General features: G+C 71.9%; 18 protein-coding genes and 2 pseudogenes. 13 read left to right on the forward strand and 7 right to left on the reverse strand.

What is annotated here, in order from left to right; all coding sequences use genetic code 11:
- Position 1 precedes the first annotated feature (1 nt).
- The 4 genes from ACFYX0_RS32755 to ACFYX0_RS32770 form a co-directional block, all read right to left on the reverse strand.
- Complete coding sequence (locus ACFYX0_RS32755; RefSeq protein ID WP_388975826.1) at positions 2 to 2,167, reverse strand: NHLP family bacteriocin export ABC transporter peptidase/permease/ATPase subunit; 2,166 nt, start codon at positions 2,165 to 2,167, stop codon at positions 2 to 4.
- A 65-nt stretch (positions 2,168 to 2,232) separates the two neighbouring features.
- Positions 2,233 to 3,039 (reverse strand): HlyD family efflux transporter periplasmic adaptor subunit, encoded by an 807-nt coding sequence (locus ACFYX0_RS32760; RefSeq protein ID WP_388975736.1) that lies wholly within the window; start codon positions 3,037 to 3,039, stop codon positions 2,233 to 2,235.
- Between the two features lie 93 nt (positions 3,040 to 3,132).
- Entirely contained in the window at positions 3,133 to 3,348 is a 216-nt protein-coding gene (locus ACFYX0_RS32765) for a type A2 lantipeptide (RefSeq protein WP_355912754.1), read from the reverse strand.
- Positions 3,349 to 3,888: 540 nt separating this feature from the next.
- Positions 3,889 to 4,296, reverse strand: coding sequence for a PaaI family thioesterase (locus tag ACFYX0_RS32770; RefSeq protein ID WP_355912757.1), 408 nt, complete (start codon positions 4,294 to 4,296; stop codon positions 3,889 to 3,891).
- A gap of 194 nt (positions 4,297 to 4,490) precedes the next feature.
- Between ACFYX0_RS32770 and ACFYX0_RS32775 the strand changes: the two genes are divergently transcribed.
- The 4 genes from ACFYX0_RS32775 (at position 4,491) to ACFYX0_RS32790 (ending at position 11,285) form a co-directional block, all read left to right on the forward strand.
- Entirely contained in the window at positions 4,491 to 5,912 is a 1,422-nt protein-coding gene (locus tag ACFYX0_RS32775; protein WP_388975739.1) for a S1 family peptidase, read from the forward strand.
- A gap of 374 nt (positions 5,913 to 6,286) precedes the next feature.
- Complete coding sequence (locus tag ACFYX0_RS32780; RefSeq protein ID WP_388975742.1) at positions 6,287 to 8,743, forward strand: SpoIIE family protein phosphatase; 2,457 nt, start codon at positions 6,287 to 6,289, stop codon at positions 8,741 to 8,743.
- Positions 8,744 to 8,846: 103 nt separating this feature from the next.
- Positions 8,847 to 9,350 (forward strand): metallophosphoesterase family protein, encoded by a 504-nt coding sequence (locus ACFYX0_RS32785; protein WP_388975745.1) that lies wholly within the window; start codon positions 8,847 to 8,849, stop codon positions 9,348 to 9,350.
- Between the two features lie 60 nt (positions 9,351 to 9,410).
- A complete protein-coding gene (locus ACFYX0_RS32790) occupies positions 9,411 to 11,285 on the forward strand; it encodes a cellulase family glycosylhydrolase (protein WP_388975748.1) in 1,875 nt (624 codons plus the stop codon).
- On the opposite strand, the gene ACFYX0_RS32795 is transcribed toward ACFYX0_RS32790, so the two are convergent.
- Positions 11,282 to 12,529: a YncE family protein gene (locus tag ACFYX0_RS32795; protein ID WP_388975751.1), complete on the reverse strand. Its 1,248-nt coding sequence runs from the start codon at positions 12,527 to 12,529 to the stop codon at positions 11,282 to 11,284. The genes ACFYX0_RS32790 and ACFYX0_RS32795 overlap by 4 nt on opposite strands.
- A gap of 240 nt (positions 12,530 to 12,769) precedes the next feature.
- On the opposite strand from ACFYX0_RS32795, the gene ACFYX0_RS32800 reads away from it, so the two are divergent.
- Complete coding sequence (locus ACFYX0_RS32800; protein ID WP_388975754.1) at positions 12,770 to 13,429, forward strand: TetR/AcrR family transcriptional regulator; 660 nt, start codon at positions 12,770 to 12,772, stop codon at positions 13,427 to 13,429.
- 288 nt (positions 13,430 to 13,717) lie between these two features.
- Here the strand turns inward: ACFYX0_RS32800 and ACFYX0_RS32805 are convergent.
- Positions 13,718 to 14,707, reverse strand: a pseudogene (locus ACFYX0_RS32805) (cbb3-type cytochrome c oxidase subunit I); the annotation flags it as partial.
- Positions 14,708 to 14,812: 105 nt separating this feature from the next.
- Here ACFYX0_RS32805 and ACFYX0_RS32810 point away from each other — a divergent pair.
- From ACFYX0_RS32810 to ACFYX0_RS32830, 5 genes and pseudogenes are all read left to right on the forward strand, one after another.
- A pseudogene (locus ACFYX0_RS32810) lies at positions 14,813 to 15,310 on the forward strand (RNA polymerase sigma factor); the annotation flags it as partial.
- A 232-nt stretch (positions 15,311 to 15,542) separates the two neighbouring features.
- A complete protein-coding gene (locus tag ACFYX0_RS32815; RefSeq protein WP_388975829.1) occupies positions 15,543 to 16,529 on the forward strand; it encodes a CU044_5270 family protein in 987 nt (328 codons plus the stop codon).
- Between the two features lie 183 nt (positions 16,530 to 16,712).
- Complete coding sequence (locus ACFYX0_RS32820) at positions 16,713 to 17,363, forward strand: TetR/AcrR family transcriptional regulator (RefSeq protein WP_388975757.1); 651 nt, start codon at positions 16,713 to 16,715, stop codon at positions 17,361 to 17,363.
- A gap of 63 nt (positions 17,364 to 17,426) precedes the next feature.
- A complete protein-coding gene (locus tag ACFYX0_RS32825; protein WP_388975759.1) occupies positions 17,427 to 17,648 on the forward strand; it encodes a hypothetical protein in 222 nt (73 codons plus the stop codon).
- Positions 17,645 to 18,874 carry an NAD(P)/FAD-dependent oxidoreductase gene (locus ACFYX0_RS32830; protein WP_388975762.1) on the forward strand — a complete coding sequence of 410 codons (1,230 nt, stop codon included), beginning with the start codon at positions 17,645 to 17,647 and terminating at the stop codon, positions 18,872 to 18,874. Before ACFYX0_RS32825 ends, ACFYX0_RS32830 begins: the two co-directional genes overlap by 4 nt.
- A 77-nt stretch (positions 18,875 to 18,951) precedes the next feature.
- Here the strand turns inward: ACFYX0_RS32830 and ACFYX0_RS32835 are convergent, their stop codons facing one another.
- Positions 18,952 to 19,860 carry a DMT family transporter gene (locus ACFYX0_RS32835; protein ID WP_388975765.1) on the reverse strand — a complete coding sequence of 303 codons (909 nt, stop codon included), beginning with the start codon at positions 19,858 to 19,860 and terminating at the stop codon, positions 18,952 to 18,954.
- A 68-nt stretch (positions 19,861 to 19,928) separates the two neighbouring features.
- Between ACFYX0_RS32835 and ACFYX0_RS32840 the strand changes: the two genes are divergently transcribed.
- The 3 genes from ACFYX0_RS32840 to ACFYX0_RS32850 all read left to right on the forward strand — a co-directional run bounded on the left by ACFYX0_RS32840 (position 19,929) and on the right by ACFYX0_RS32850 (position 22,232).
- Positions 19,929 to 20,786 carry a LysR family transcriptional regulator gene (locus ACFYX0_RS32840; protein ID WP_388975768.1) on the forward strand — a complete coding sequence of 286 codons (858 nt, stop codon included), beginning with the start codon at positions 19,929 to 19,931 and terminating at the stop codon, positions 20,784 to 20,786.
- A gap of 135 nt (positions 20,787 to 20,921) precedes the next feature.
- Positions 20,922 to 21,677, forward strand: coding sequence for a polysaccharide deacetylase family protein (locus tag ACFYX0_RS32845; RefSeq protein ID WP_388975771.1), 756 nt, complete (start codon positions 20,922 to 20,924; stop codon positions 21,675 to 21,677).
- A gap of 30 nt (positions 21,678 to 21,707) precedes the next feature.
- On the forward strand, positions 21,708 to 22,232 hold the full coding sequence (locus tag ACFYX0_RS32850) for a MarR family winged helix-turn-helix transcriptional regulator (protein ID WP_388975774.1): 525 nt from the start codon (positions 21,708 to 21,710) through the stop codon (positions 22,230 to 22,232).
- The last annotated feature ends 13 nt before the right edge of the window (positions 22,233 to 22,245 follow it).

Consider the following 22,245-nt stretch of genomic DNA (forward strand, 5'->3'; position numbering starts at 1 on the left):
CTCATCGCTCCCTGACCAGCTCGGCGTACGCCCCGCCGGCCGCCACCAGGGCGTCGTGCCGCCCCCGTTCCACGATCGTGCCGTGCTGGAGCACCACGATCTCGTCGCTGTCGCGCACGGTGCTCAGCCGGTGCGCGATCACCACACAGGCGCAGCCGCGCTTGCGCAGGTTGTCGATCACGGTCTGCTCGGTCTCCGCGTCCAGGGCGCTGGTCACCTCGTCGAGGACCAGGATGCTGGGATCGCGCACCAACGCCCGGGCGATCTCCAGGCGTTGGCGCTGCCCGCCGGAGAAGTTCCGCCCGTCCTGCTCGACCCGGCTGCGGATGCCGCCGGGGCGGCGCATCACCACGTCGTACAGGGCCGCGTCCCGCAGCGCCGCGACCACCGCGTCGTCCGGGATCGAGGGATCCCACAGCGCCACGTTGTCCCGGACCGTGCCCTCGAAGAGGAAGACGTCCTGGTCGACGAAGGAGACCGAGGCGGCGAGCGCGCCGCGCGGGATGTCCTCCAAGCGCCGCCCGTCGATGCGGATCTCGCCCTCCCACGGCGTGTACAGGCCCGAGATCAGCCGGGACACCGTCGACTTGCCGCTGCCCGAGCCGCCGACCAGCGCCACCTGCTGACCCGGGCCGACCGTCAGGCTGAAGCCGTTCAGCAGCGGCTTGTCCAGCGGGCTGTAGCCGAAGGTGATGTGTTCCAGTTCGACATGGCCGTGCAGCCGGCGGGTCGACTCACCGCGCCCGGAGCGGCCGTAGAGCGGGTCGGCCTGGAAGTTCTCCACGTCCTTCAGGCGGGCCACGTCCGCGGCGAAGTCCTGGATCCGGCCCGCGACCCCGTTGAGCCGGGTGATCGGCGCGGTGAACCGGGTGACGAGTGCCTGGAAGGCCACCAGCAGACCGACCGAGATATGGCCCTCGACCGCCCGCAGTCCGCCGATCCACAGGATCAGCGCGCTGTTGAGCGTGGCGAGCGTCGGCGCGACCACCCCCAGCCAGGCGCTCGGCACCCCGAGCCGCTGCTGTTCCTCCAGCGTGGTGGAGTGCTGCCCCGCCCACTTGCGGAAGTAGCCGTCCTCGCCGCCGGTCGCCTTCATCGTCTCGATCAACTGGAGCCCGGTGTACGCGGTGTTGGTGAGCCGGGCGTTGTCCGCGCGCAGCTTCGCGGTGCGCGTCGCCCGCAGCCGTACGACCACTCGCATCGCCACCACGTTGAGCAGCGCGACGCCGATGCCGACGAAGGTCAGCTGCGGGTCGTACGTGTACAGCAGCACCGCGTAGAGCACGACGACGACCGCGTCCACGCCGGCCGCCGCGAGGTCGCGGGCCAGGGTCTCGGCGACCGCGTCGTTGGACTGGAGGCGTTGCACCAGGTCGGCCGGGCTGCGCTGGGCGAAGAACGTCACCGGAAGGCGCAGCAGATGGCGCAGGAAGCGGGCGCTGGACAGCGTCGAGGAGATGATCCGGCCGCGCAGCAGATTGGCCTGCTGCAACCAGGTCAGCACGATCGTGAGCAGCACGCACGCGGCCATCGACGCGAACAGCACACCGAGCAGCGAGGTCTGCCCGCCGATCAGGAACATGTCGATGTAGGTGCGGCTCAACGCCGGCATCGCGGCGCCCACCACCACCAGCAGCAGACTCGCGAGGATCGCGGCGGGCATCGTGCCCGAGGTGCCGCGCAGCCGGGCGGGCATGGCGCCGAGGACGCCCGGCCTGCGCCCGCCCCGGGTGAAGTCCTCGCCCGGCTCCATCACCAGGACGACCCCGGTGAAGCTGGTGTCGAAGTCCTCCATGGGCACGAAGCGGCGGCCCTTGCCGGGGTCGTTGACGTACACGCCGCGGCGGCCGAAGCGGCGCCCCATGCCGTCGTAGACGACGTAGTGGTTGAACTCCCAGAACAGGACGGCGGGCGCCCGCACCTCGGCGAGCGCGGCCGTGTCCATCTGCATGCCCTTGGCCGTGAGGCCGTAACTGCGGGCCGCCTTGAGGAGGTTGCTGGCGCGTGAGCCGTCGCGGGAGACACCGCAGGCGATGCGCAGCTCTTCGAGAGGGACGTGCCGGCCGTAGTGCCCGAGCACCATGGCCAGGGATGCGGCGCCGCACTCCACCGCCTCCATCTGCAGCACGGTGGGCGTGCGGACGGTCTTCGTCCGGCCCTTGGGCACCGTGCGCTTCGGCGGCGTGGCGCGGCGTCTGCCCCGTACCGGGGGCAGGGTGTCCGAGGGAGCGGTCACGGCAGGAGCCAATCGACGGGACGCTGATCGGCCATGCGGATCGAACCGGAGGCCAGGGTCATGGAGGTGAGGGCGAACGGGGGGCCGTCCACGGACGACCACCGGTAGCCGCTCTTCGTGCCGGAGGACTTGTCGAGCCGCACCAGGACGGCCACCGGGCGGCCCTTCTTGGTGAACAGCTCCCCGAGCTGGCCGTCGCCCAGGAACGAGGCGATCTGCTGTGCCGACTGGGGCGCCCGGTCCACGGACTTCACATGACCGCGCAGCACCCCGTACTGCTGGGTCGGCACCGACTGGACGGTGATGTCGACGGAGGCGTTCGCGGGGATGGCGGCGGCGTTCTCGGCGGGCACGTAGACCGTCGCGTACAGCGGGTCGGAGGAGTGGGCCACCTTCTCCACCGAGGCGACGTTCGTCCCGGTCTGGATGATCTGGCCGATGGTGGCGGCGAGCGCGGTGACGCGGCCCGCGGCGACCGTGCGGACCACGGAGTCGCCCTCGCTCGTGTGCACCTTCACCACGGGCGCGTTCGCGGGGAGCTGTTCGCCCTCCCGGGCGAGGACCGCGGTGACCTGTCCGGCGACCGGGCTCTGCAGGACGTAGCTGCCCTCGCCATGCGTGAGGATGGCCGGCGCGCCGACCGTGGAGGTCACCGAGCCGGTGACGGCCCAGACGGACGCTGCGGCCATGGCGACCACCGTCACGGTGAGCACGAGCCAGCCCTGGGGGCGGGCGAAGCGCACCGGGAGATCCAGCTCTTCGGGCGACTGCAGCTTGGCGAGGGCCTGTTGGCGGAACTGCACGGAACTTTCCCTCACCTGTTCGGAGAGATTTACGGCATCCGAGAGTCCCGGAACCGGGGGACGGTTCCGGGACTCAACGGCACACAGGTGCGATCAGAGACCCGCGACCAGCTGGGTGACCGGGGCGGCGTTCAGGCCGGTGACACCCTCGACCGTGCCGACGGCCGTGCCCACGAGGCCGGAAACCGGGGCGATGCCATCCACCAGGCCGGTGGCGGTGCCAACGGCGTTGATCTGCAGGCCGCCGGAAACGGCGTCCAGCTCGGCGTCCGAGATCTCGGCGGTCGCAACCTGGGGGGTGGAGTTCATGATGGAACTTCCCTTCATATGGATATTCACAAGGGGGAGAGCGGCCCCCTTCTGGGGACAGACGGTCGGCCGCGCCCGCGGATGCCGGGAACCCGTCCCCGGGCCCCATGGGGCGGCCCCCGCGGTGCAACGGATCAAAGCACGCCGGAGCCCGGCTCTTCCAATCAACCAACGCTCTCACCAGGGCAATTGATATTCCGACACGCGGATCCGTGCAGGTGCGCGCACGCCGCGTCGGCCACTTCTTCACATGCGACGGCCCTTCGGCGTCCCCGGCCGCTTGTGGCCCGGAATCCGAATAGGACACTCCTGGTCCAATGGCGCGGACCCCGGCGCGCGAGTGTGCAGATCCGCAGTGCACGGTGACCCGATTGCGCAATCAGTGTGCAGATTCCCTGAAGCCGGGATTCCGCTCCTGGAGCTGAACCGAACGTCACCGGGCGGGCGCGAAGCGTGTGCGTGCGAGCCTGTAGCGGTGTCCCGTGCGGTGCCTGTGAGGGCCGTCCGTACGGTGCCCGCCTCCGACTGTCCTCCAGGGGGCTAGCCCAGCAGCGCGTACACCGTGCTCGCCCGTGCCGCGATCGTGGCCGTGTCGCCCGAGGTCATCGTGATGTCGGCGAACGCCATGCGCCTGCCCAGTTTGGTGAGGACCGCCTCCACCAGTACATCCGTGTCCACGACCGCGCGCTGGAAGCTGGTGGACTGCTGGACGGTCGTCATGGGGACGAAGCCGCCGCGCGCCGCCGACACCGCGATCACGGTGGCCGTGTCGGCCGCGGCCATCAGGGCCTGCCCCGACAGCGCGCCGCCCTCCCGGGCGAGGCGGGTGGACCAGGGCAGCCGCAGCACGGCCCGCCGCTCGTCCAGTTCGACCACGGCGAGTCCCAGGTCCTGCACCCAGGGGGCGAAGCTGCCGGCGAGGATCTTGTCGGCTTCGGCTGGCGTCATGCGCGATTCCGTACCCTCGTCCGGGGCCCCGCAGACGCGTTTGCCACCTATTTCACGCTTTCGCATACGCCAACTCGGCCAGATGTCAGCCCGGTTGAACACCCCTCATGACACGTGCGTATCAACAGGCATCCAGGCGCCCCAGACAGCTGCCGGACGGCGGCGAACCACCCCCGTCCCCAGGAGGTAAAGAGTTGAGTCACAAACGCATACCCAAGCGCAAGGCCGCGATCGCGGTGGGAAGCGTGGCGGCGCTCGGAGCGGCGGCCCTCCTGCTGCCCAACGCCAACGCGTCCCAGACGGGTTCGTCGGACGCCACTCCGAAGACGTTCAAGGCGAACGACGTCTCGGGCCTCGCCTCGCAGATCGCCGCCCAGCTGGGTGATGCCTTCGCCGGCTCGTACTACAACGCCGACAAGCAGCAGATCGTCGTCAATGTGGTCGGCAACGACAGCAATGTCATCGACACCATCAGAAAGGCCGGCGCGATCCCCAACAAGGTGCAGAACAGCACCGCCGCGCTCCAGGCCGCCGCCAGGACGCTCAAGGCGCAGGCCACGGTCCCCGGCACCGCCTGGTCCGTGGACCCCAAGACCAACAAGATCCAGGTCAGCGCCGACAGCAGCGTCACCGGCGCCAAGTGGGACAAGGTGGAGTCGACCGTCAAGAGCCTCGGCTCCGGCATGGCGACCCTCAAGAAGTCCGGCGGCTCGTTCAAGACGCTGGTGTCGGGCGGTGACGCCATCTTCGCCCAGGCCAACGGTGGTGGCGTCCGCTGCTCCCTCGGCTTCAACGTCACCGCGAGCGACGGCACCCCGGCCTTCCTGACGGCCGGCCACTGCGGCGTCGCGGCCAAGCAGTGGTCCGACTCCCAGAACGGGCAGCCGATCGCCACCGTCGACCAGGCCACCTTCCCCGGCAACGGCGACTTCTCGCTGGTCAAGTACAACGACCCCAAGACCCAGGCACCGAGCGAGGTCAACGCCGGCAACGGGCAGACGGTCCAGATCAACCAGGCCGCGGACGCGGTGGTGGGCCAGCAGGTCTTCCGGATGGGCAGCACCACCGGTCTGCACGACGGAACCGTCACCGGACTTGACGCCACCGTCAACTTCCAGAGCGAGACCGTGCCGGGCGGCGTCGACACCGTCACCGGGCTCATCCAGACCAACGTCTGCGCCGAGGCCGGCGACAGTGGGGGCTCCCTGTTCACCCAGGACGGCAGCGCGGTCGGTCTGACCTCGGGCGGCAGCGGCGACTGCACCGCCGGCGGCGAGACCTTCTTCCAGCCGGTGACCGCGGCGCTCAAGGCGACCGGCGCGACCCTCGGCGCGGGTGGCGCGGTGGGCGGGGGTGGCGCCGCGGGCGCGGGTGACCAGAGCGCGAGCCCCGGTGACCAGAGCACCGCCAGTGCGGGTGCCGGTGACCAGAGCGGTGCCGGTGCCGGTGCCGGTACGGGTGACCAGAGCGGGGCCGGTCAGGCGAGCGCCAGCCCCGGCGACCAGAGCGGCGCCGGCCGGCAGACGGGCGGCGCGGCCGACCAGTCCGGCAGTGAGCAGCCCGGGCAGGTGCAGGGCAACGGCGCGGCCGACGGCTCCTCGCTGACGAGCCACTGAGCCCCTGAATCAGTGCGTCGCGGTCCGGCCCTCCGGCGGGAGGGCCGGACCGTTCCACGTCGGCCGGCGATGCGATCCGAAACGTTCGCGACCGCGAAGCAGCCCCACCTCGGGTGAGTCCGGACACCTGGCACCTCTCGTGGGCGGTGTGGTGGCCGGAACGCCGATCTCGAACTTGTCCGAGTGCGGCGCGGCCCTGTTCCGGCCGCAGGCAGGCGGCGGCGGACTGCGCCCCAGGAACCGGGACACATCGCACCCCGCCGGCCTCCGCCGCGACCGTCCGTCGGCGCCCCGGGATAACGACACGCACAAGGAGCTGCGCCGACACGCGCAGAGGGGCTGCGCTGCAGCGGCAGAAGCGCTGTAATTGCAGAGTGGGCAGTGAGGGCGCTGCGGGACGCAGAACGAGAACGCAGCGTGCGGAACTTGCCCTCAAGACGCTCACCGCCGATCTCGAACCGCGCGAGCGGCTGCGCCGCGTCCTCGAACAGGCCCTGGCCTTCACGACGGCCACCCTCGTCGCTGTCTACACCCCGAACGAGGACGGGGACGGGGTCCGGCTGACCGAGGCGGTCGGCGTGCCGAGGACCCTGTACGGGCTGCGCGACATCCACCCGCTCCCCGCGGGGTCCCCCTTGGCGGACGCCCACCGCACCGGGCAGCCCCTCTGGCTCGCGCCGGAGGACCTCGGCCGCTGTTCCGACCCGGGCCGGCTGCCGGACCCGGACTTCTGGCTGGGGATCCTGCCGCTGCGCGACGGCGGCTGTCTGGCCGCCGTCACCGACCATCCGGACGGCTTCGACGCCGAGGACCGCGAGTGCCTCCAGCTCGTCACCGAGGCCGTCACCGGCCCCGCGCCGGACACGGACGGTACCGCCCGGCCGGTCGGCGGCTCGTACGCGCTCACCGTGGACACCGGCCGGGTCGAGGTCGACGGCGAGGTGCTGGACCTCTACGGCATCGAACCGGACGCGTTCGACGGCAGGGTCGAGACCCTGCTCGCCCGGACCGTGCCGGAGGACGTGCCGGCCCTGATGTCCGTCGTGGAACCCGACCGCCTCTCCGTCGGCGACCGGGAACTGGAGTTCCGTATCCTCCAGCCCTCCGGCGCGCCGAGATGGCTGCGGCTGCGCGGGCGGCTGCTGCCCGCGGAGGAGGGACGGCCGGCCCGGCTCGTCGGTACGGTCGCCGACGCCTCGAAGCTGCGCCCCGCCGTCAGTGACGTCACCCGTATCCAGCGGCTCGCCGCGGCCCTCGCCATGGCGGGCACCGTCCGCGATGTCAGCGGCGCCGTGGTCGCCGCCCTGCGCACCCCGCTGGAGGCGGACCGCATCGCCCTGGCCGAGCTGGAGTCCGACCGGCTCGTCGTCACCGTCCTCGACCCGCCCGAACCGGAGGCCTGGCCCGAGCTGTGGCGCACCGAATGGCGCACCGAGTGGCCCGACGCCCCCGTACGCGCCATGCCGACCCTCGCCGCCGCGCTGCGCGAGGGCCGCGCGGGGATCTGGCCCGCCGGCACGGACCTGGAACCCGCGCTCGCCGAGGTCGGGCCCGGCGGCCTGGTCGTGCTGCCGCTGCCCGCGGGCGGACGGACGGCGGGCGCCTGCCTCATCGGCTGGGACAGCCCGCACGACTTCACCCCCGACGAGCGCGCCCTGCTCACCGCCGCCGCGGGCCTCGCCGGACAGGCGCTCGTACGTGCCCACGCCTTCGACGCCGAACACGAACTGATCGGCATGCTCCAGCGCGCCCTTCTTCCGCGCCGCCTGCCCCGGCTGCCGGGCGCCGACGCAGCGGCCCGCTATCTGCCGACCACCGCGGGCCTGGAACTCGGCGGTGACTGGTACGACGTGATCCCGCTGCCCGAGAACCACGCCGCCCTCGTCATCGGCGACGTGCAGGGTCACAACGCCGGAGCCGCCACCCTCATGGGCCAGATGCGCACGGCCCTGCGCGCGTACGCCGCCGAGGGCCACCCCCCTGACGTCGTGGTCTCGCACGCCAACCGGCTCCTCGTGGAGATGGAGTCCGATCTCTTCGCCACCTGTTGCTATGTCGACGTCGACATGGAGGAGGGGACCGCCTGGTGTGTCCGTGCCGGACACATCCCGCCGGTACTGCGCCACCCGGACGGCAGAGCGGAGATCGTCGAGGCGGAGGGCGGCCCGCCCCTCGGCGTCGTCGACCAGGCGGAGTACCCGATGACCCAGCTGCGGCTGCAGCCTGGCACGATCATCGCCCTCACCACGGACGGCCTGGTGGAGACCGCAGAGACCAGCCTCGACAACGGACTCGTGCGACTGGCCCGGGAACTGTCCGCCGCCGATCCCGGGCACCTGGGGCTCGTCGCGGACGCGCTGCTGGCCGACGCCAACCGCAGCGACGACGTCGCCCTCCTCCTGGTCCGCTACGACGGCATGGCGGTGCGCCCGCTGCGCGAGACCTGGACGGTGTGGCGCGTCCCCGAGGCGGTCCGGCACGCCCGGCGCTTCACCAGGCGCTATCTGCGTGCCTGGGGCGTGGCGACGGACGACGTGGACACCGTGCTCCTCGTCGTCTCCGAACTCGTCACCAACGCCCTCGTGCACACCGACGGCCGGGTGCGCCTCGACCTCACCCTGCTCAACCACCGGCTGCGCGTCGCGGTCGCGGACGCCTCACCGCGTTCGCCCGTCAAACCGACGAGCATCGGCTGGGAGGCCACCGGCGGCCGGGGCATCCTGCTCGTCGAGGCCGTGGCCGCGGCCTGGGGGACGCTCCCGGTCAGCGGCGGCAAGCAGGTGTGGGCGGACATCCTCCTCGAACAGGCGCCGACGAGTGCCCGCACCTGACGGCGACCGTCCGTGGACACGACCGCGCGGCCTGCGCATGACCGTGGACGCGTCCCCGGTGCGGGCGGCACCCCCGGTCGTGCCGTCATGACACCCTGACGTCGTGCGTCTGCTGTTCATGTCCGACACCCACGTCCCCCGGCGGGCCAGGGAGCTGCCCCCGCAGCTCCTCGCCGAACTCCCGCGTGCCGACGTCGTGATCCACGCCGGTGACTGGGTGGACGTCGCCACGCTCGACCTGCTGGAGAGCCGGTCCGCGCGGCTGATCGGCGTCCACGGCAACAACGACGGTCCCGCCCTGCGTGCCCGGCTGCCCGAGGTGGCCCGTGCCGACCTCGACGGTCTGCGCCTCGCGGTGGTCCACGAGACCGGCGCCGCCCAGGGGCGCGAGGCCCGCTGCGCCGCGCGCTTTCCCGATCTCGACGCGCTGGTCTTCGGACACAGCCACATCCCGTGGGACACCACCACGGACACCGGCCTGCGGCTGCTCAACCCGGGTTCCCCGACCGACCGGCGCCGCCAGCCGCACTGCACGTACATGACCGCGACGGTGACCGAGGGCGAGCTCAGGGACGTACGACTGCACCGCCTGCCCCCACGTACGTAGCGTCCCAACAGGCAGTAGTGACAAGGGAGTTGACGCCTCGCGGCTTCCCATCCGATTGTAATGGACATGGCAAAACTGTGCGCGCGTCTGCTCGGCGTTCTCGTGTCGCTCACCGGTCTGCTCGCGGCGACGGGCGGGCATCCCGTGACCGCCGCCGCACTCCCGGACTCCCTCTGGTTCGACGCCCGGGCCTGGTCCGCCCTCACCGTCCGGGACGGTCGGCTGACCGACGGCCTCGGCCGCGAGGTCGTGCTGCGCGGCTACAACGTCTCCGGCGAGACCAAGCTGGAGGAGAACGGCGGACTGCCCTTCGCCTCGGTCGCCGACGCGAGGAGGTCCGCGGCCGCCCTGCGCACCCTGGGCGGGGGCAACACGGTCCGCTTCCTGCTCTCGTGGGCCCACGCCGAGCCCGTACGAGGCCGCACCGACACGGCCTATCTCGCCGCGGTCACGGACCAGATGCGCCCGTTCCTCAGCGCCGGGATCCGCGTTCTGCCCGACTTCCACCAGGACCTCTACTCGCGCCATCTGTTCGACGAAGGCAGCTGGTACACCGGTGACGGTGCCCCGCAGTGGGCCGTGGACGCCGGGAACCACCCCACGGAGTTCTGCGGGATCTGCCTCTTCTGGGGCCAGAACATCACCCAGAACCAGGCGGTGACGAAGGCCTCGTACGACTTCTGGCACAACGCGTACGGCGTGCAGGACGCCTTCCTCGCCACCGCCCGGCAGACCATGGCGTACCTCGCCCAGCATCTGACCGACGACGAGTTCGCGGGCGTCATGGGCTTCGACCCGTACAACGAGCCGTACGCGGGCACCTACGACTCGGGTCAGACGAGCCGCACCTGGGAGCAGGACGTGCTCCTGCCGTTCTACGAGCGGTTCAGCGCGCGCATGGACGCGGCCGGCTGGCAGGACAAACCGGCCTTCGTCGAGCCCAACCTCTTCTGGAACGCCAACATCTCCAGCCAGAAGCAGGAGGGAGGGCTCCTCGGCGCGGGCACGCTCGGATCGCGCTACGTCTTCAACACCCACTTCTACGACCAGAAGGCCATCTCCGGCATCCTGATGTGGGGCAAGGCCGGGGACGGGCAGTACGCGGGCGACTTCGCCACCGTGCGCGACCGGGCCGCCGCGCTGGGTACGGCCGCTGTCGTCAGCGAGTTCGGCCATCCGCTGTCCGGCACGGTCTCCGACAAGGCGCCCACCGTGGTGAAGGCGATGTACCAGGCCCTCGACTCCCGGCTGCCGGGGGCGAGTTGGTGGAGCGACCCGGCGGCCTCCGGACCGGTGCTGTCCGGCACCCAGTGGCAGTGGGACCTCTACAGCGGCCGCCACCACGAGGCGATGAACGGCAACCCCGGCAAGGTCCTCACCTCGGGCGACGCCTGGAACGGGGAGGATCTCTCGGCGGTCGCCCTCGACGACTCCGGCTCCCCGGAGCTGCGCCAGGACGCCCGGCTGCTGGACCGGCTCTACCCGAGCGCCACCTCCGGGACGACGCTCGCCTTCACCTACGAGGACCGCTCCCGGGACGGCTCCACCACCCTGACCTGGAACCCGGTCCCGGCCTCGCTCCCCGACGCGGCGCAGCTGGTGGGCTCGGGCCAGTACGGCCTGCTGGTCTGGCGCTCGGACGGCTCCGCCGCGCCCACGGAGCTGCATCTGCCCGCCTCCTTCCCGGCCGCGTCCACCACGGTGGTCTCCGACCTCGGCACCGCGGCGGGGCTGCCCGCGTACACCGGGTCGAACCCGATCGCCGTGGCGGACGAACCTGGCGGCGCGGGCGGCAAGCGGCTTCTGCTGACCGCCTCCGGCCCCGCGGGCGTGCACTGGGCGCTGGTCACGAACGGAGCGACGGCCCCGTCCGCGTCGCTGCTGAGCGCGGCGCGGACGGAGCTGTCGGCGTGGGCGGCGAAGGAGATCAGCTAGCGGAGGGGACCCGTCCAGTCCTCCGGGACATGGGCCAGACGCACCCGCTGCGGGTGGTCGCCGACCGGGACCGAGACGACCTTCTCGCCCGTCGCGAAGTCGATCGCGGTGACCTGGTCGGCGCCGCTCTCCGAGATGATGCAGTCCTTGCCGTCCCCGCTCACGGTCGCCCAGTAGGGCTTGGAGGCGGTGACGAGCGGGCCTTCCTGGAGGGTGGCGCGGTCGACGACGGTGGCGTAGTCGTCCATCGTCCCCGCGACGCACAGCTTGGTGCCGGACGGGTTCATCGAGATACCGTGGTGGCGTGAGTCGTTGACCCAGGTCGTACGGTCCTCGCTGGTCGCCGGGTTCTTCGGCAGGGTCTTCACCCGGGTGATCTTGTCGGCGGCCACGTCGTACTCCAGGAAGCCGTTGAAGAACGACACCTGGAAGTACAGCTTGGACTCGTCCGGAGTGAACACGGCGGGGCGGACCGCGTCGGAGAAGTCCTTCAGCCCGATGGCGTCGAGCCGGCTGCGCATGTCGATGATCTTGACCTGCCTGAAGGTGTGGGCGTCCACGACCGTGATGTGACGGTCGCCCTTGGTCCAGTCCCACGCCGGGTCGTCGAGCGAGGTGTTGACGTCGCCGATGGCCATGTTCCAGATGTACTTGCCGTCCTTGGTGAAGATGTTCTCGTGCGGCTTGTCGCCGGTGGCGAACTCGCCCAGTTCCTGACCGCTGTTGATGTCGAGGACCTGCACCTTGTTGGCGGTGGAGGCGGAGACCGCGACCCGGGTGCCGTCGGGGGAGACCGCCATGTGGTCGGCGCGGTAACCGGCCACGGGGAAACGCCAGTTGATCTTCCCGGTGGCCAGATCGATGGACACGACATCGGCGAAGCTCGGCCGGGAGACGACCATCGACCTGCCGTCCGGCGTGGAGTACATGTCGTCGACGAACTGGTCGTGCCCCTCGCCGACGCTGTTGCGGATGGCCATGAAGTAGATCCACTTGATGGGATCGGCGTTGATCTCCGCCATCCGTTCGGCCTTGTCGGGGATCACGTCGACGCGGCCGATCTTCGCGAAGTCGCCGCTCGACTTGATGACGTCGGCGGTGCCGTCCCAGTTGTTGCCGACGAACATCACCTCGCGCAGCGCGGTGGAGGAGTCCTGCGCCGAGGCCGTCGACGCCGTCCCGCCGGCGGTCAGGGCGAGGGCGGCGGACAGGGCGAGCAGGTACCGGGGTCTGAAGGCAGGCATGGTGGGGGTCCTGTCGTCGAGGGAGGGTGGCGGAGGCCACCTGGACCTGGTGCGAGCATGACAATGTGATCGGGTGCGGTGCCCGGCGGGGCCGGGTGGTGCGGGTCGCCGATTCTGAATACGTGCGCGTTCAGAATGACTTACTGGAAAGTAAGGAGGGTCCCGCCTTCTTCACAAGACTCCGCACGCGACAAAATTGAGCGAGAGGCGAACGCATCAGCGAGTGACGCGGGGGAGTGCGTGACGGGCAGACTCAGACAGCCCACGGGGCGCTACGGAGGCAAGTCGGCCGAGGAACGGCAGGCCGAGCGGCGTCGGCGGTTTCTGGACGCCGCGCTGCAGCTCTTCGGCGACAGCCCCGGCTACCGGTGCACCACCGTCGCGGCGCTGAGCGAGGCGGCGGGGCTGTCGACACGCCAGTTCTACGAGCAGTTCCACACCCTCGAGGACGTGCTGGCCGCCCTGCACCTCCAGGTCAACGACTGGGCGGAGCAGGCCGCGGCAGCCGCTCTCGCGCGCGCCCGCGACCTCCCGCTCGCCGAGCGCGCCGCCGCGGTCTTCGGGGCGTACGCGGCCGACGTCACCTCCGATCCGCGGCGGATCCGGATCACCTTCGTCGAGATCATCGGCGTCAGCCCGCGGCTGGAGGAACAGCGGCTGGAACGCCGGTCCCGGTGGGTGGAGTTCATCTGTGCCGAGGCCGCCCTGGCCGCCGAGCGCGGGGAGGCGGCGCCGCGCGACTACCGGATCGCGGCGACGGCGTTCATCGGCAGCGTCAACGGCCTGCTGCACGACTGGCGGGCCGGCTGGATGGAGGCGACCCTCGACGAGATCGTGGACGAACTGGTCCGGCAACTGCTCGCCATCCTGCGCCCGGCCGACTGGCGGCCGGACGCCTGAGCGGCCGGACTGCCCTCACCCCGCCACGACGGCCAGCACAGCGGCCGCGACGGCGAGCGCAGCACCGAGCAGACAACCCGCGCACAGCCTGCGGCGCAGTGCGCGGTATCTGTCCTCGTACTCGGCGCGCAGTTCCGTGCCGCGCCGTGCGGTTTGCTGCCAGGAGCGGCGGGCTAGCGCCAGATACTCATGGGTGAAACGCTCCTGGAGCTCCTCCCGTTCGGTGGCCGTGAGCCACACCAGGGAATCGGTGAAGCGCTCCGCCGCGGCGCGGCCATCCATGACCGCCGCCTGGAGCAACGTCATGAAGGAGAAGAACGGCAGCAGCACGCCACGGGTGACGTACATATGGTGCGCCCACACCGTCACGGACAGACCGGCGATGGCGATCGTCGCGCCGACCAGGCCCATGTAACCGAACATCGGCTTACGGGAGAACACCGGGATGACCTCGCTGATGATGCCGAAGAACGGCAGGGCGATGATGTACACCTCCGGGTGTCCGAAGAACCAGAAGAGGTGCTGCCACAGCAGGGCTCCGCCGTTGGCCGCGTCGAGGACATGGGCGCCGAACCGCCGGTCCGCCTCCAGGGCGAACAGCGCGGCCGCCAGGACCGGGAAGGCCAGCAGGACGAGCACACCGGTCAGCAGCACGTTCCACACGAAGATCGGCATCCGGAACATCGTCATTCCGGGGGCGCGCATACAGACGATCGTGGTGATGAAGTTGACCGACCCGAGGATCGTGCCGAAGCCGGACAGGGCCAGACCCATGATCCACATGTCGGCGCCGGCACCCGGCGAGCGGACCGCGTCCGACAGCGGCGCATACGCGAACCAGCCGAAGTCCGCGGCCCCCTGCGGGGTGAGGAAGCCTCCCACGGCGATCAGTGAGCCGAGCAGATAGAGCCAGTACGTGAACATGTTCAGCCACGGGAACGCCACATCGGGGGCGCCGATCTGCAACGGCATGATCCAGTTGGCGAAACCGGCGAACAGCGGCGTCGCGAACATCAGCAGCATGATGGTGCCGTGCATCGTGAACGCCTGGTTGAACTGCTCGTTCGACATGATCTGCAGACCGGGCCGGGCGAGCTCCGCGCGCATCAGCAGGGCCACCACCCCGCCGATGCAGAAGAACGCGAACGACGTGACCAGATACAGCGTGCCGATCGTCTTGTGGTCGGTGGTGGTCAGCCACGCCACCGCGGCGGTTCCCGGACGTCGCGCGAGCGCGGTGGGCAGCGCCGGACGCGTCGTGACAGTGTTGCTCTCCATGCCCCGCCTGTGTCCGCCTCCCCGCGGGCCGTCACACCCGGGGAACGCGACAAGGGTCACACCGAGGGGTGTGACGTACCCGAACCTGCCGGACACCAACGGAACATGAGCGACGACGAGAACTTCGCCGCTGCCTATCGCGCGCACTACTGGGCGGTCAGCCGCTATGTCGCGCGACGGCTCGACGGCAGCGGCGACGTCGAGGAAGTGGTGGCCGAGGTGTTCACCGTGGCCTGGCGACACCGGGCCGACCTGCCGGCCTCCCCCCTGCCCTGGCCGTACGGCGTGGCGCGCAACTGCCTGGCCAACACCGTGCGCGGCCACGGCCGCCGGCGGCGGCTCCTCGACCGGCTGGGCAACGACGAGACCGCGCACGGGCGGCAGATCGTGGCGAGCCCCGACGCGGACACCCCCGGCGGCTGGGTGCACGAGGCACTGGCGCGGCTGTCCCCGGCGGACCAGGAGGTGCTGCGTCTCACGGCCTGGGAGGAACTCGGCATCGACGAGGTGGCCGTGGCGCTCGGCTGCGGCGGCCGAGCGGCGGCGATGCGCCTGCACCGGGCACGCAGACGCCTGAGAGCGGAGATCGACCGTACGCGGATCCCTCGGGTGCCCGGCGCCGCGACAGGCACCGACCCCGACGCCCTCCCCGCCGGCCATGGTGCGCTGACGGCATCCTCCGGCGGCGCGGAGCCTCCGCCCGCACCCTCCCGCGCCGTAGCGCCCGACCGCGACACCCCGATCGCACCAGCCCGCGCCATGGCGCCCCGGCACGACACCCCGAAGGAGCACGACCGTGGCTGACGGACACGACACGCGGGCCCAGCGGGCCGCCCTGCCCGACGAACTCACCCTGCTGCGCCGCGCCGATCCCGTGCCCGCCTCGGACCTCCGCTACCAGGACGGCCCCCTCGGCCATGAGGCCGAGCGCCGGCTGCGCCATCTGGTGCGCAGCGGCACACCCGCGCGCCGTACCCGGCATGTACGCCGCTGGGCCTGGTCCCTCGCCGCGGCCGGTGCCGTCGCCGCGGGCGCCGCCACCCTGCTGCTGTCCGGTCCCGCCACGACGCCCGCCGTGGCCGCGCCCCGCCCGCTGACCGTGCGGGCCGGTTCCTCCCCCCTGCCTCTGAGGGAACTCGCCGACCGGGTGGCCGCGGCGCACGGCTCGCTGCCGTTGCGTCAGGGCACCCATGTGCAGACCTGGAGCCTGGGCCTGAGCAGCGGCCCCGGGTCCCGACCCCCGATCACCCTGCCCGAGGAGCGCGTGGTCCGCTGGCGGGCGGACGGCAGCCACACCGAACTCGTCGTGGCCACCGACCCCCGGCATCCGGGCAGACCTGTCATCACCGACGCCGACGGCGCCCCGCGCACGGTCGAGGACGGGCATGTCCTCAGCCGGAAGACCTACTGGCCGAGTTGGAGCGACGCCCCGCCCCAGGCACAGCCCCCGCACACGGCCGCGGCCCTGCGCGCCTATCTGGCGGAGATCGACACCACCACCACGATGAACACCCCCGAACTGGTCAGCGCTGTCTCGGAGTTGCTCGACAACTGGACGCTGGGCTCGCGGGAGAACGCCGCCCTGGTCCGCGTCCTCGCCGACGCCAAGGGCCTGCGCCCGGTCGGCGCGGTCACCGACCGGCTGGGCCGCCCGGGGCAGGCGCATGTGTACGACGACGCCGCCCACGCGGGCCGGGGGATGCTGATCCTGGATCCGGTGACCGGCGCGGTACTGGGCCTGGAGAGCACCGCGACCCGGGCCGACCGCGAGTACGGCCTCAAGGCGGGTGAGGTGCTGTCGTACCGCGCCTGGATGTGCTGAGCAGGGCCCGGGGACGCCGAAACGGCCGCGAGCCGCCCGGATCCCCGGGCGCCGGCGGATCGTCGGGGTGCCGCCGTTGCGTAGGCTTCCGCCCGTGGACCTCGCCACCCCGGTCGAGGACCTCCGGCCGTTCGCGGGACTGGCCGCCGGAGGACCGCCTCAAGTCCCGGTGGGGTGGTGACCATGGCCGGCAGGACGGTACGGGCGGAACAGGTCGGCGCGACGCGCGAGCTGATCCTCACCGCAGCGGAGCGGCTGTTCGCCGAGCGCGGGGTGCACGCCGTGTCCAACCGTCAGGTCAGCGAGGCCGCGGGCCAGGGCAACAACACCGCGGTCGGCTACCACTTCGGCACCAAGGCCGACCTGGTCCGCGCGATCGTCCGCAAACACGCCGCACGCATCGAGGACGTGCGCCTGCGGCTGCTGGCCGAGAACGGCGACTCCACGGACGTACGCGACTGGGTGTCCTGTCTGGTGCGTCCCCTCCCCGAGCATCTTGCGGCGCTGGGCAGCCCCACCTGGTACGCCCGGTTCTGCGCCCAGGTGATGACCGATCCGGCGATGCACGCGATCATGGTCGAAGAGTCCCTCTCCTCGCCGTCACTGCGGCAGGTGCTCGACGGACTGCACCGCTGTCTGCCCGATCTGCCGCCCGAGATCCGGGCCGAACGCAGCGCCATGGCACGGGAGCTGATACTCCATCTGCCCGCCGAACGCGAACGCGCCCTGGCGGAGGGCACGCCCACCCCTCGTGCCACCTGGGGCGACGCCGCGAGCGGCCTGGTCGACGCGATCGTCGGCATCTGGCTGGCACCGGTCACGAATCGCGCCTGAGACGCCTGAGACGCGGGAGTTGCGCACGCGGCCGGGGGGACGGAAAAGGGCTGCCGCTACGCCGTGAACGAACTCCCGTTCCCACAGGCCGAGTCGGACTACGGTGTCCCCGAACTGTCGCTCTGCTGGCGGCCGTTCATGTCCGACCACGCACCCGATGCACCGAGCGATCCGACCGACCGGCACCAGATGAGTCCGACGAATGGGGAAGGGAACATACGGATGGAACAGGACCAGCCGAGCGCCCTGCGCGCCGCCCCCACGATCCGGGCGGCGGCGCAGTGAGGCACATCGTGGTCGTCGGCGCGTCGGCCGCGGGTCTCGCCGCGGTCGAGACACTGCGCCGCGAGGGGTACGAGGGCACCCTGACCCTCGTCGGCGACGAACGCCACGCGCCCTACGACCGGCCGCCCCTGTCCAAGCAACTGCTGGCCGACGCATGGCAGCCGGAGCGGCTGATGCTGCGCACGCCCGGCCATCTGCGCGCACTCGGCCTGGATCTGCGACTGGGCGTCGCGGCGACGGGGCTGGACCTGGCGGACCGAGCGGTCCGGCTGGCCGACGGCTCCACGGTCGCGTACGACGGACTGGTCATCGCCACCGGAGTTCGCCCGCGCCGGCTGCCCGGCGAGGGCGCGCACGTCCTGCGCTCCCTGGACGACGCGCTGACCCTGCGGGACGGGCTCGCCCCCGGCCGGCGGCTGGTCGTGGTCGGCGCCGGGTTCCTCGGGGCGGAGGCCGCCGCCGCGGCCCGCGGGCTCGGCGCCCGGGTGACCCTGCTGGAACCGGCGCCGGTGCCGCTCGCCCACGCGGTCGGCGAGGACGTCGGACGCGTGCTGGCACAGGCCCATCAGGACCACGGGGTGGAACTGCGCACCGGGGTCACGGTGACGGAGGTGACCGAAGAGGGGGTACGGCTCGCGGACGGCGAGGTGGTCGAGGCCGACGAGATCCTGGTCGCGATCGGCTCGCTGCCCAACACCGGCTGGCTGGCGGACAGCGGTCTGGCGGTGGACGACGGAGTGGTCTGCGACGAGTACTGCGCGGCGGCGCCGGACGTGTACGCCGCCGGGGACGTGGCCCGCTGGCACAACCCGCTGTTCGGTGTGTCGATGCGGATCGAGCATCGCACCAACGCGGCCGAGCAGGGCATGGCCGCGGCCCGCAACCTGCTCGCGGCCGGACCGGGCAGACCGTTCGCACCCGTGCCGTTCTTCTGGTCCGACCAGTACGAGCTGAAGATCCAGGCCTACGGCCATCTGCGCGGCCATGACGAGATCGCCGTAGTGGAGGGTGCTCTGGCCGAACGGCGATTCCTGGCGGTGTACCGCACCGGTGACCGGGTGACGGGCGTCGTCGCCGCAGGGATGCCGCCGAAGGCGATCCGGCACTGGCGGCAGGCCATCGCGTCCGGAGCGGCCTGGCGGGAGGCCGTGGGGACCGGCGCGGCCGGCACATCCGCTGCGGGAGCCGCGGTGCGTGAGACCGCCCCGGGCGGCCCGTCGCTCTGACGAGGGGGGGCCGGGGGACCGGCCCCTGCTCACGTCCCGTCGTGCACAGCCGTCGACCGAGCTCCTGGTGGGCCCCGTCAGCGCCGCCCGGCCGCGATGCTGACCGCGTTGGCGGCCACGACGGCCCCGATGGCCGCCCACTCCATGCCGCCCAGCCGCTGGCCGAGCATGATCAGCCCCACGATCGCGGCCAGCACGGGATTGACGCTCATGAACAGTCCGAACGCGGGCGCCGAGACGCGCCGCAGCGTGAACAGATCCGCGAGATAGGGCACCGCGGAGGACAGGACACCGGCCGCGACCGCGCACCCGGCCGCGTCCGCGGTCGGCGGGTGCCGAAGCGCGACGACGACCCCGACGGGCAGGAACAGCAGGGCGGACACGGCCGCCGCGGCCGCCGGGCCCTGCGCCCCGGGGACGCGCCGGCCGACGACACGGTTGAGCACGATGTACGCCGCCCAGCAGCAGGCGGCGAGGATGCCGAGGCCCATCCCCACGTAGTCGGCGGACGGCTGAGGGCGCATCAGGACGACGACGCCCGCCGCCGCGATCAGCGCACAGCACGCGTCGACCGGGCGCCGTGACGCGGTCAGGGCGATGGCGAGCGGGCCGAGGAACTCCAGGGTCACCGCGAGCCCGAGGCCGATCCGGTCGACGGCGCTGTACAGGGACAGGTTCATCGTCCCGAACACCACGGCGAGCAGCAGCACCGGCCACCACTGCGGCCAGGTGAACGACCGCAGGCGGGGTCGGCCGACCGCCAGCAGGACGAGCGCCGCGACGTACTGCCGCACCGCGACGACGCCGAGCGGCCCGAGGACGGGGAAGGCGAGGGACCCGATCGCGGCGCCCGTCTGATTGGACAGAGCGCTGCCGACCATGGTGACGACACCGGCCGGGCTCGTACCGGCGGACTGCGGCCCGGTGACCGGGGGATCGGTCCGGCCTGCGGCGGGCGCCGCGGGGTCTGCGGATGCTGCGTGCATGCTCCGATGGTGCGAGGGCGGCAAGCATGCGAAAAATGCATGCATCGAGCCACCCATACGCTTGAGTCATGCATGACGTGGAACTGCGGCAGCTGCGGTGCCTCCTGGCGATCGTCGACGAGGGCACCTTCACCGACGCGGCCATCGCTCTCGGCGTCTCCCAGGCGGCCGTGTCCCGCACGCTGGCCTCGCTCGAACGCTCGCTGGGCGTACGACTGCTGCGCCGTACCTCCCGTGAGGTCACCCCGACCCCCGCCGGGGTGCGCGTCATGGCGCACGCCCGGCGGGTGCTCGCCGAGCTGGACGAACTGGTCCGGGACGCGACCTCCGGCCCCGCCCGGCTGCGGATCGGCTACGCCTGGTCGGCGCTCGGCCGCCACACGCTCGCCTTCCAGCGGCGCTGGCGTGAACAGCATCCGGCGACCGAACTGCTCCTCGTACGCGTGAATTCGACGACGGCCGGGCTGGCGGAAGGAGCATGCGACCTCGCGGTGGTGCGCAGACCGGTGGACGACCGGCGTTTCGACTCGGCGATCGTGGGGCTGGAGCGGCGGCTGTGCGCCATGGCCGCCGACGATCCGCTGGCCCGGCGCCGCTCGGTACGCCTCGGAGACCTGAGTGGACGCACCCTGCTGGTGGACCGCCGCACCGGCACCACCACCGCGGAGCTGTGGCCGCCGGACGCCCGCCCGGCCACCGAGGCCACACACGACGTCGACGACTGGCTGGCCGCGATCTCCACCGGCCGGCGCATCGGCATGACGGCGGAGTCCACCGCCAACCAGTACTCCCGGCCCGGGGTCGTCTACCGGCGGGTGCGTGACGCCGAGCCCATCGCCGTCCGGCTCACCTGGTGGCGGGACGATCCGCACCCCGCGGTGCAGTCCGTGACCGAACTGCTGATCTCGCTCTATCACCCGAGCTGACGCGGCGCGCGCCGCGCCGCCACCCGGCTGTCATCCTGGATCGTGATCCCGGTCGGCCCCGCACCGGGCCAGGGCCCCGACCGGAGGGACACCGCTCGTGACCACCGTACGGCTCCGACCGGAGGGATCCGACGCATGACCGCCGCTCGCCTGGTGCGCGCTGCCGCCCGTGCCGCGTTGCCCGTCCTCGCCGCCGTCCATGTCGCGCCCGTCGTCTCCACCTTCGGCCCGCTGCGCAACCGCGTCATGCCCCGTCTGTCCGGCCGCGGCCGGACCGGTCATGTGGCCCTCACCTTCGACGACGGTCCCGACCCGGTGTCCACCCCGCTGTTTCTGCGGCTGCTCGCCGACCGCGGCGTGCACGCCACCTTCTTCCTGCTCGGCAACCAGGCGCACCGCTCTCCCGGTCTGGTCCGCGACATCGACGCGGCGGGCCACGAGATCGGCGTCCACGGCTGGCTGCACCGTCCGCTGCTGCTGCGCGGCCCGCGCGCCACCTACGACGACTTCGCCCGCGCCCGTGACACCGTCGGCGCGATCACGGGACGGCAGCCGCAGCTCTTCCGGCCTCCCTACGGCATCATGTCGGCCGCCGCGCATCTGGCCGCCCGCCGTCTCGATCTCACCCCCGTGCTGTGGACCTGCTGGGGCGAGGACTGGACCGCCCACGCCACACCGGACTCCGTCCACCGCACGGTCACGGCCGACCTCGACGGCGGCGGGACCGTCCTGCTGCACGACTCCGACTGCACCTCCGCCCCGGGCGCCTGGCGGTCGGCGCTGGGCGCGCTGCCGCTGCTCCTCGACACCTGCGAGCAGCGGGGATACGAGGTCGGACGGCTGGCCGAGCACGGCCGGCCCGGTGCGGGACCGCGCGGCCAATTTACTTGACTTAGTCAACGATATGGTAAACTCGGGCGTATGGCCACCTCACAGCCGCGTTCCGCCCCCGCCTCTCCGGAAGTGATCGAGATCGAGCGAGCGCTCAACCGCATCACGTATCTGAGCACGCGCGCCCGACAGCACGACCGGCTGATGGCACTCGCGGGTGTGCCGCTCGACCGGGCCGCCGTCGCCCTGCTGCGGCAGATCGCCGACTCCGAGCCGCTGCGCCCGGGCGAACTGGCCAACCGGCTCGGAGTCGAGGCCTCGCACGTCACCCGGCAGGTGCAGCAGCTGCAGAAATCGGGCTACGTCAGCCGGGTGCCGGACCCGGACGACCGCCGCGCCCACCGCGTGGAACTCACCTCCCTGGGTCAGGAGGCCATAGACCGCATCCGGGAGACCGGCGTCCGTGGCATGCAGGCAGCCCTCTCAGCGTGGTCGCCCGAGGAACTGAGGCAGCTCGCCACCCTCTTCCACCGCATGGTCGACGACTTCCTCGCGCACTCCGTCGACGACGAGGCCGCCCAGGAGATCCTCACCGCCGCACACCCGGAGACCTGAGCCGCCCCGAGCC

The sequence above is a fragment of the Streptomyces sp. NPDC002573 genome, from assembly GCF_042889625.1.
Taxonomy (GTDB): Bacteria; Actinomycetota; Actinomycetes; order Streptomycetales; family Streptomycetaceae; genus Streptomyces; species Streptomyces gibsoniae.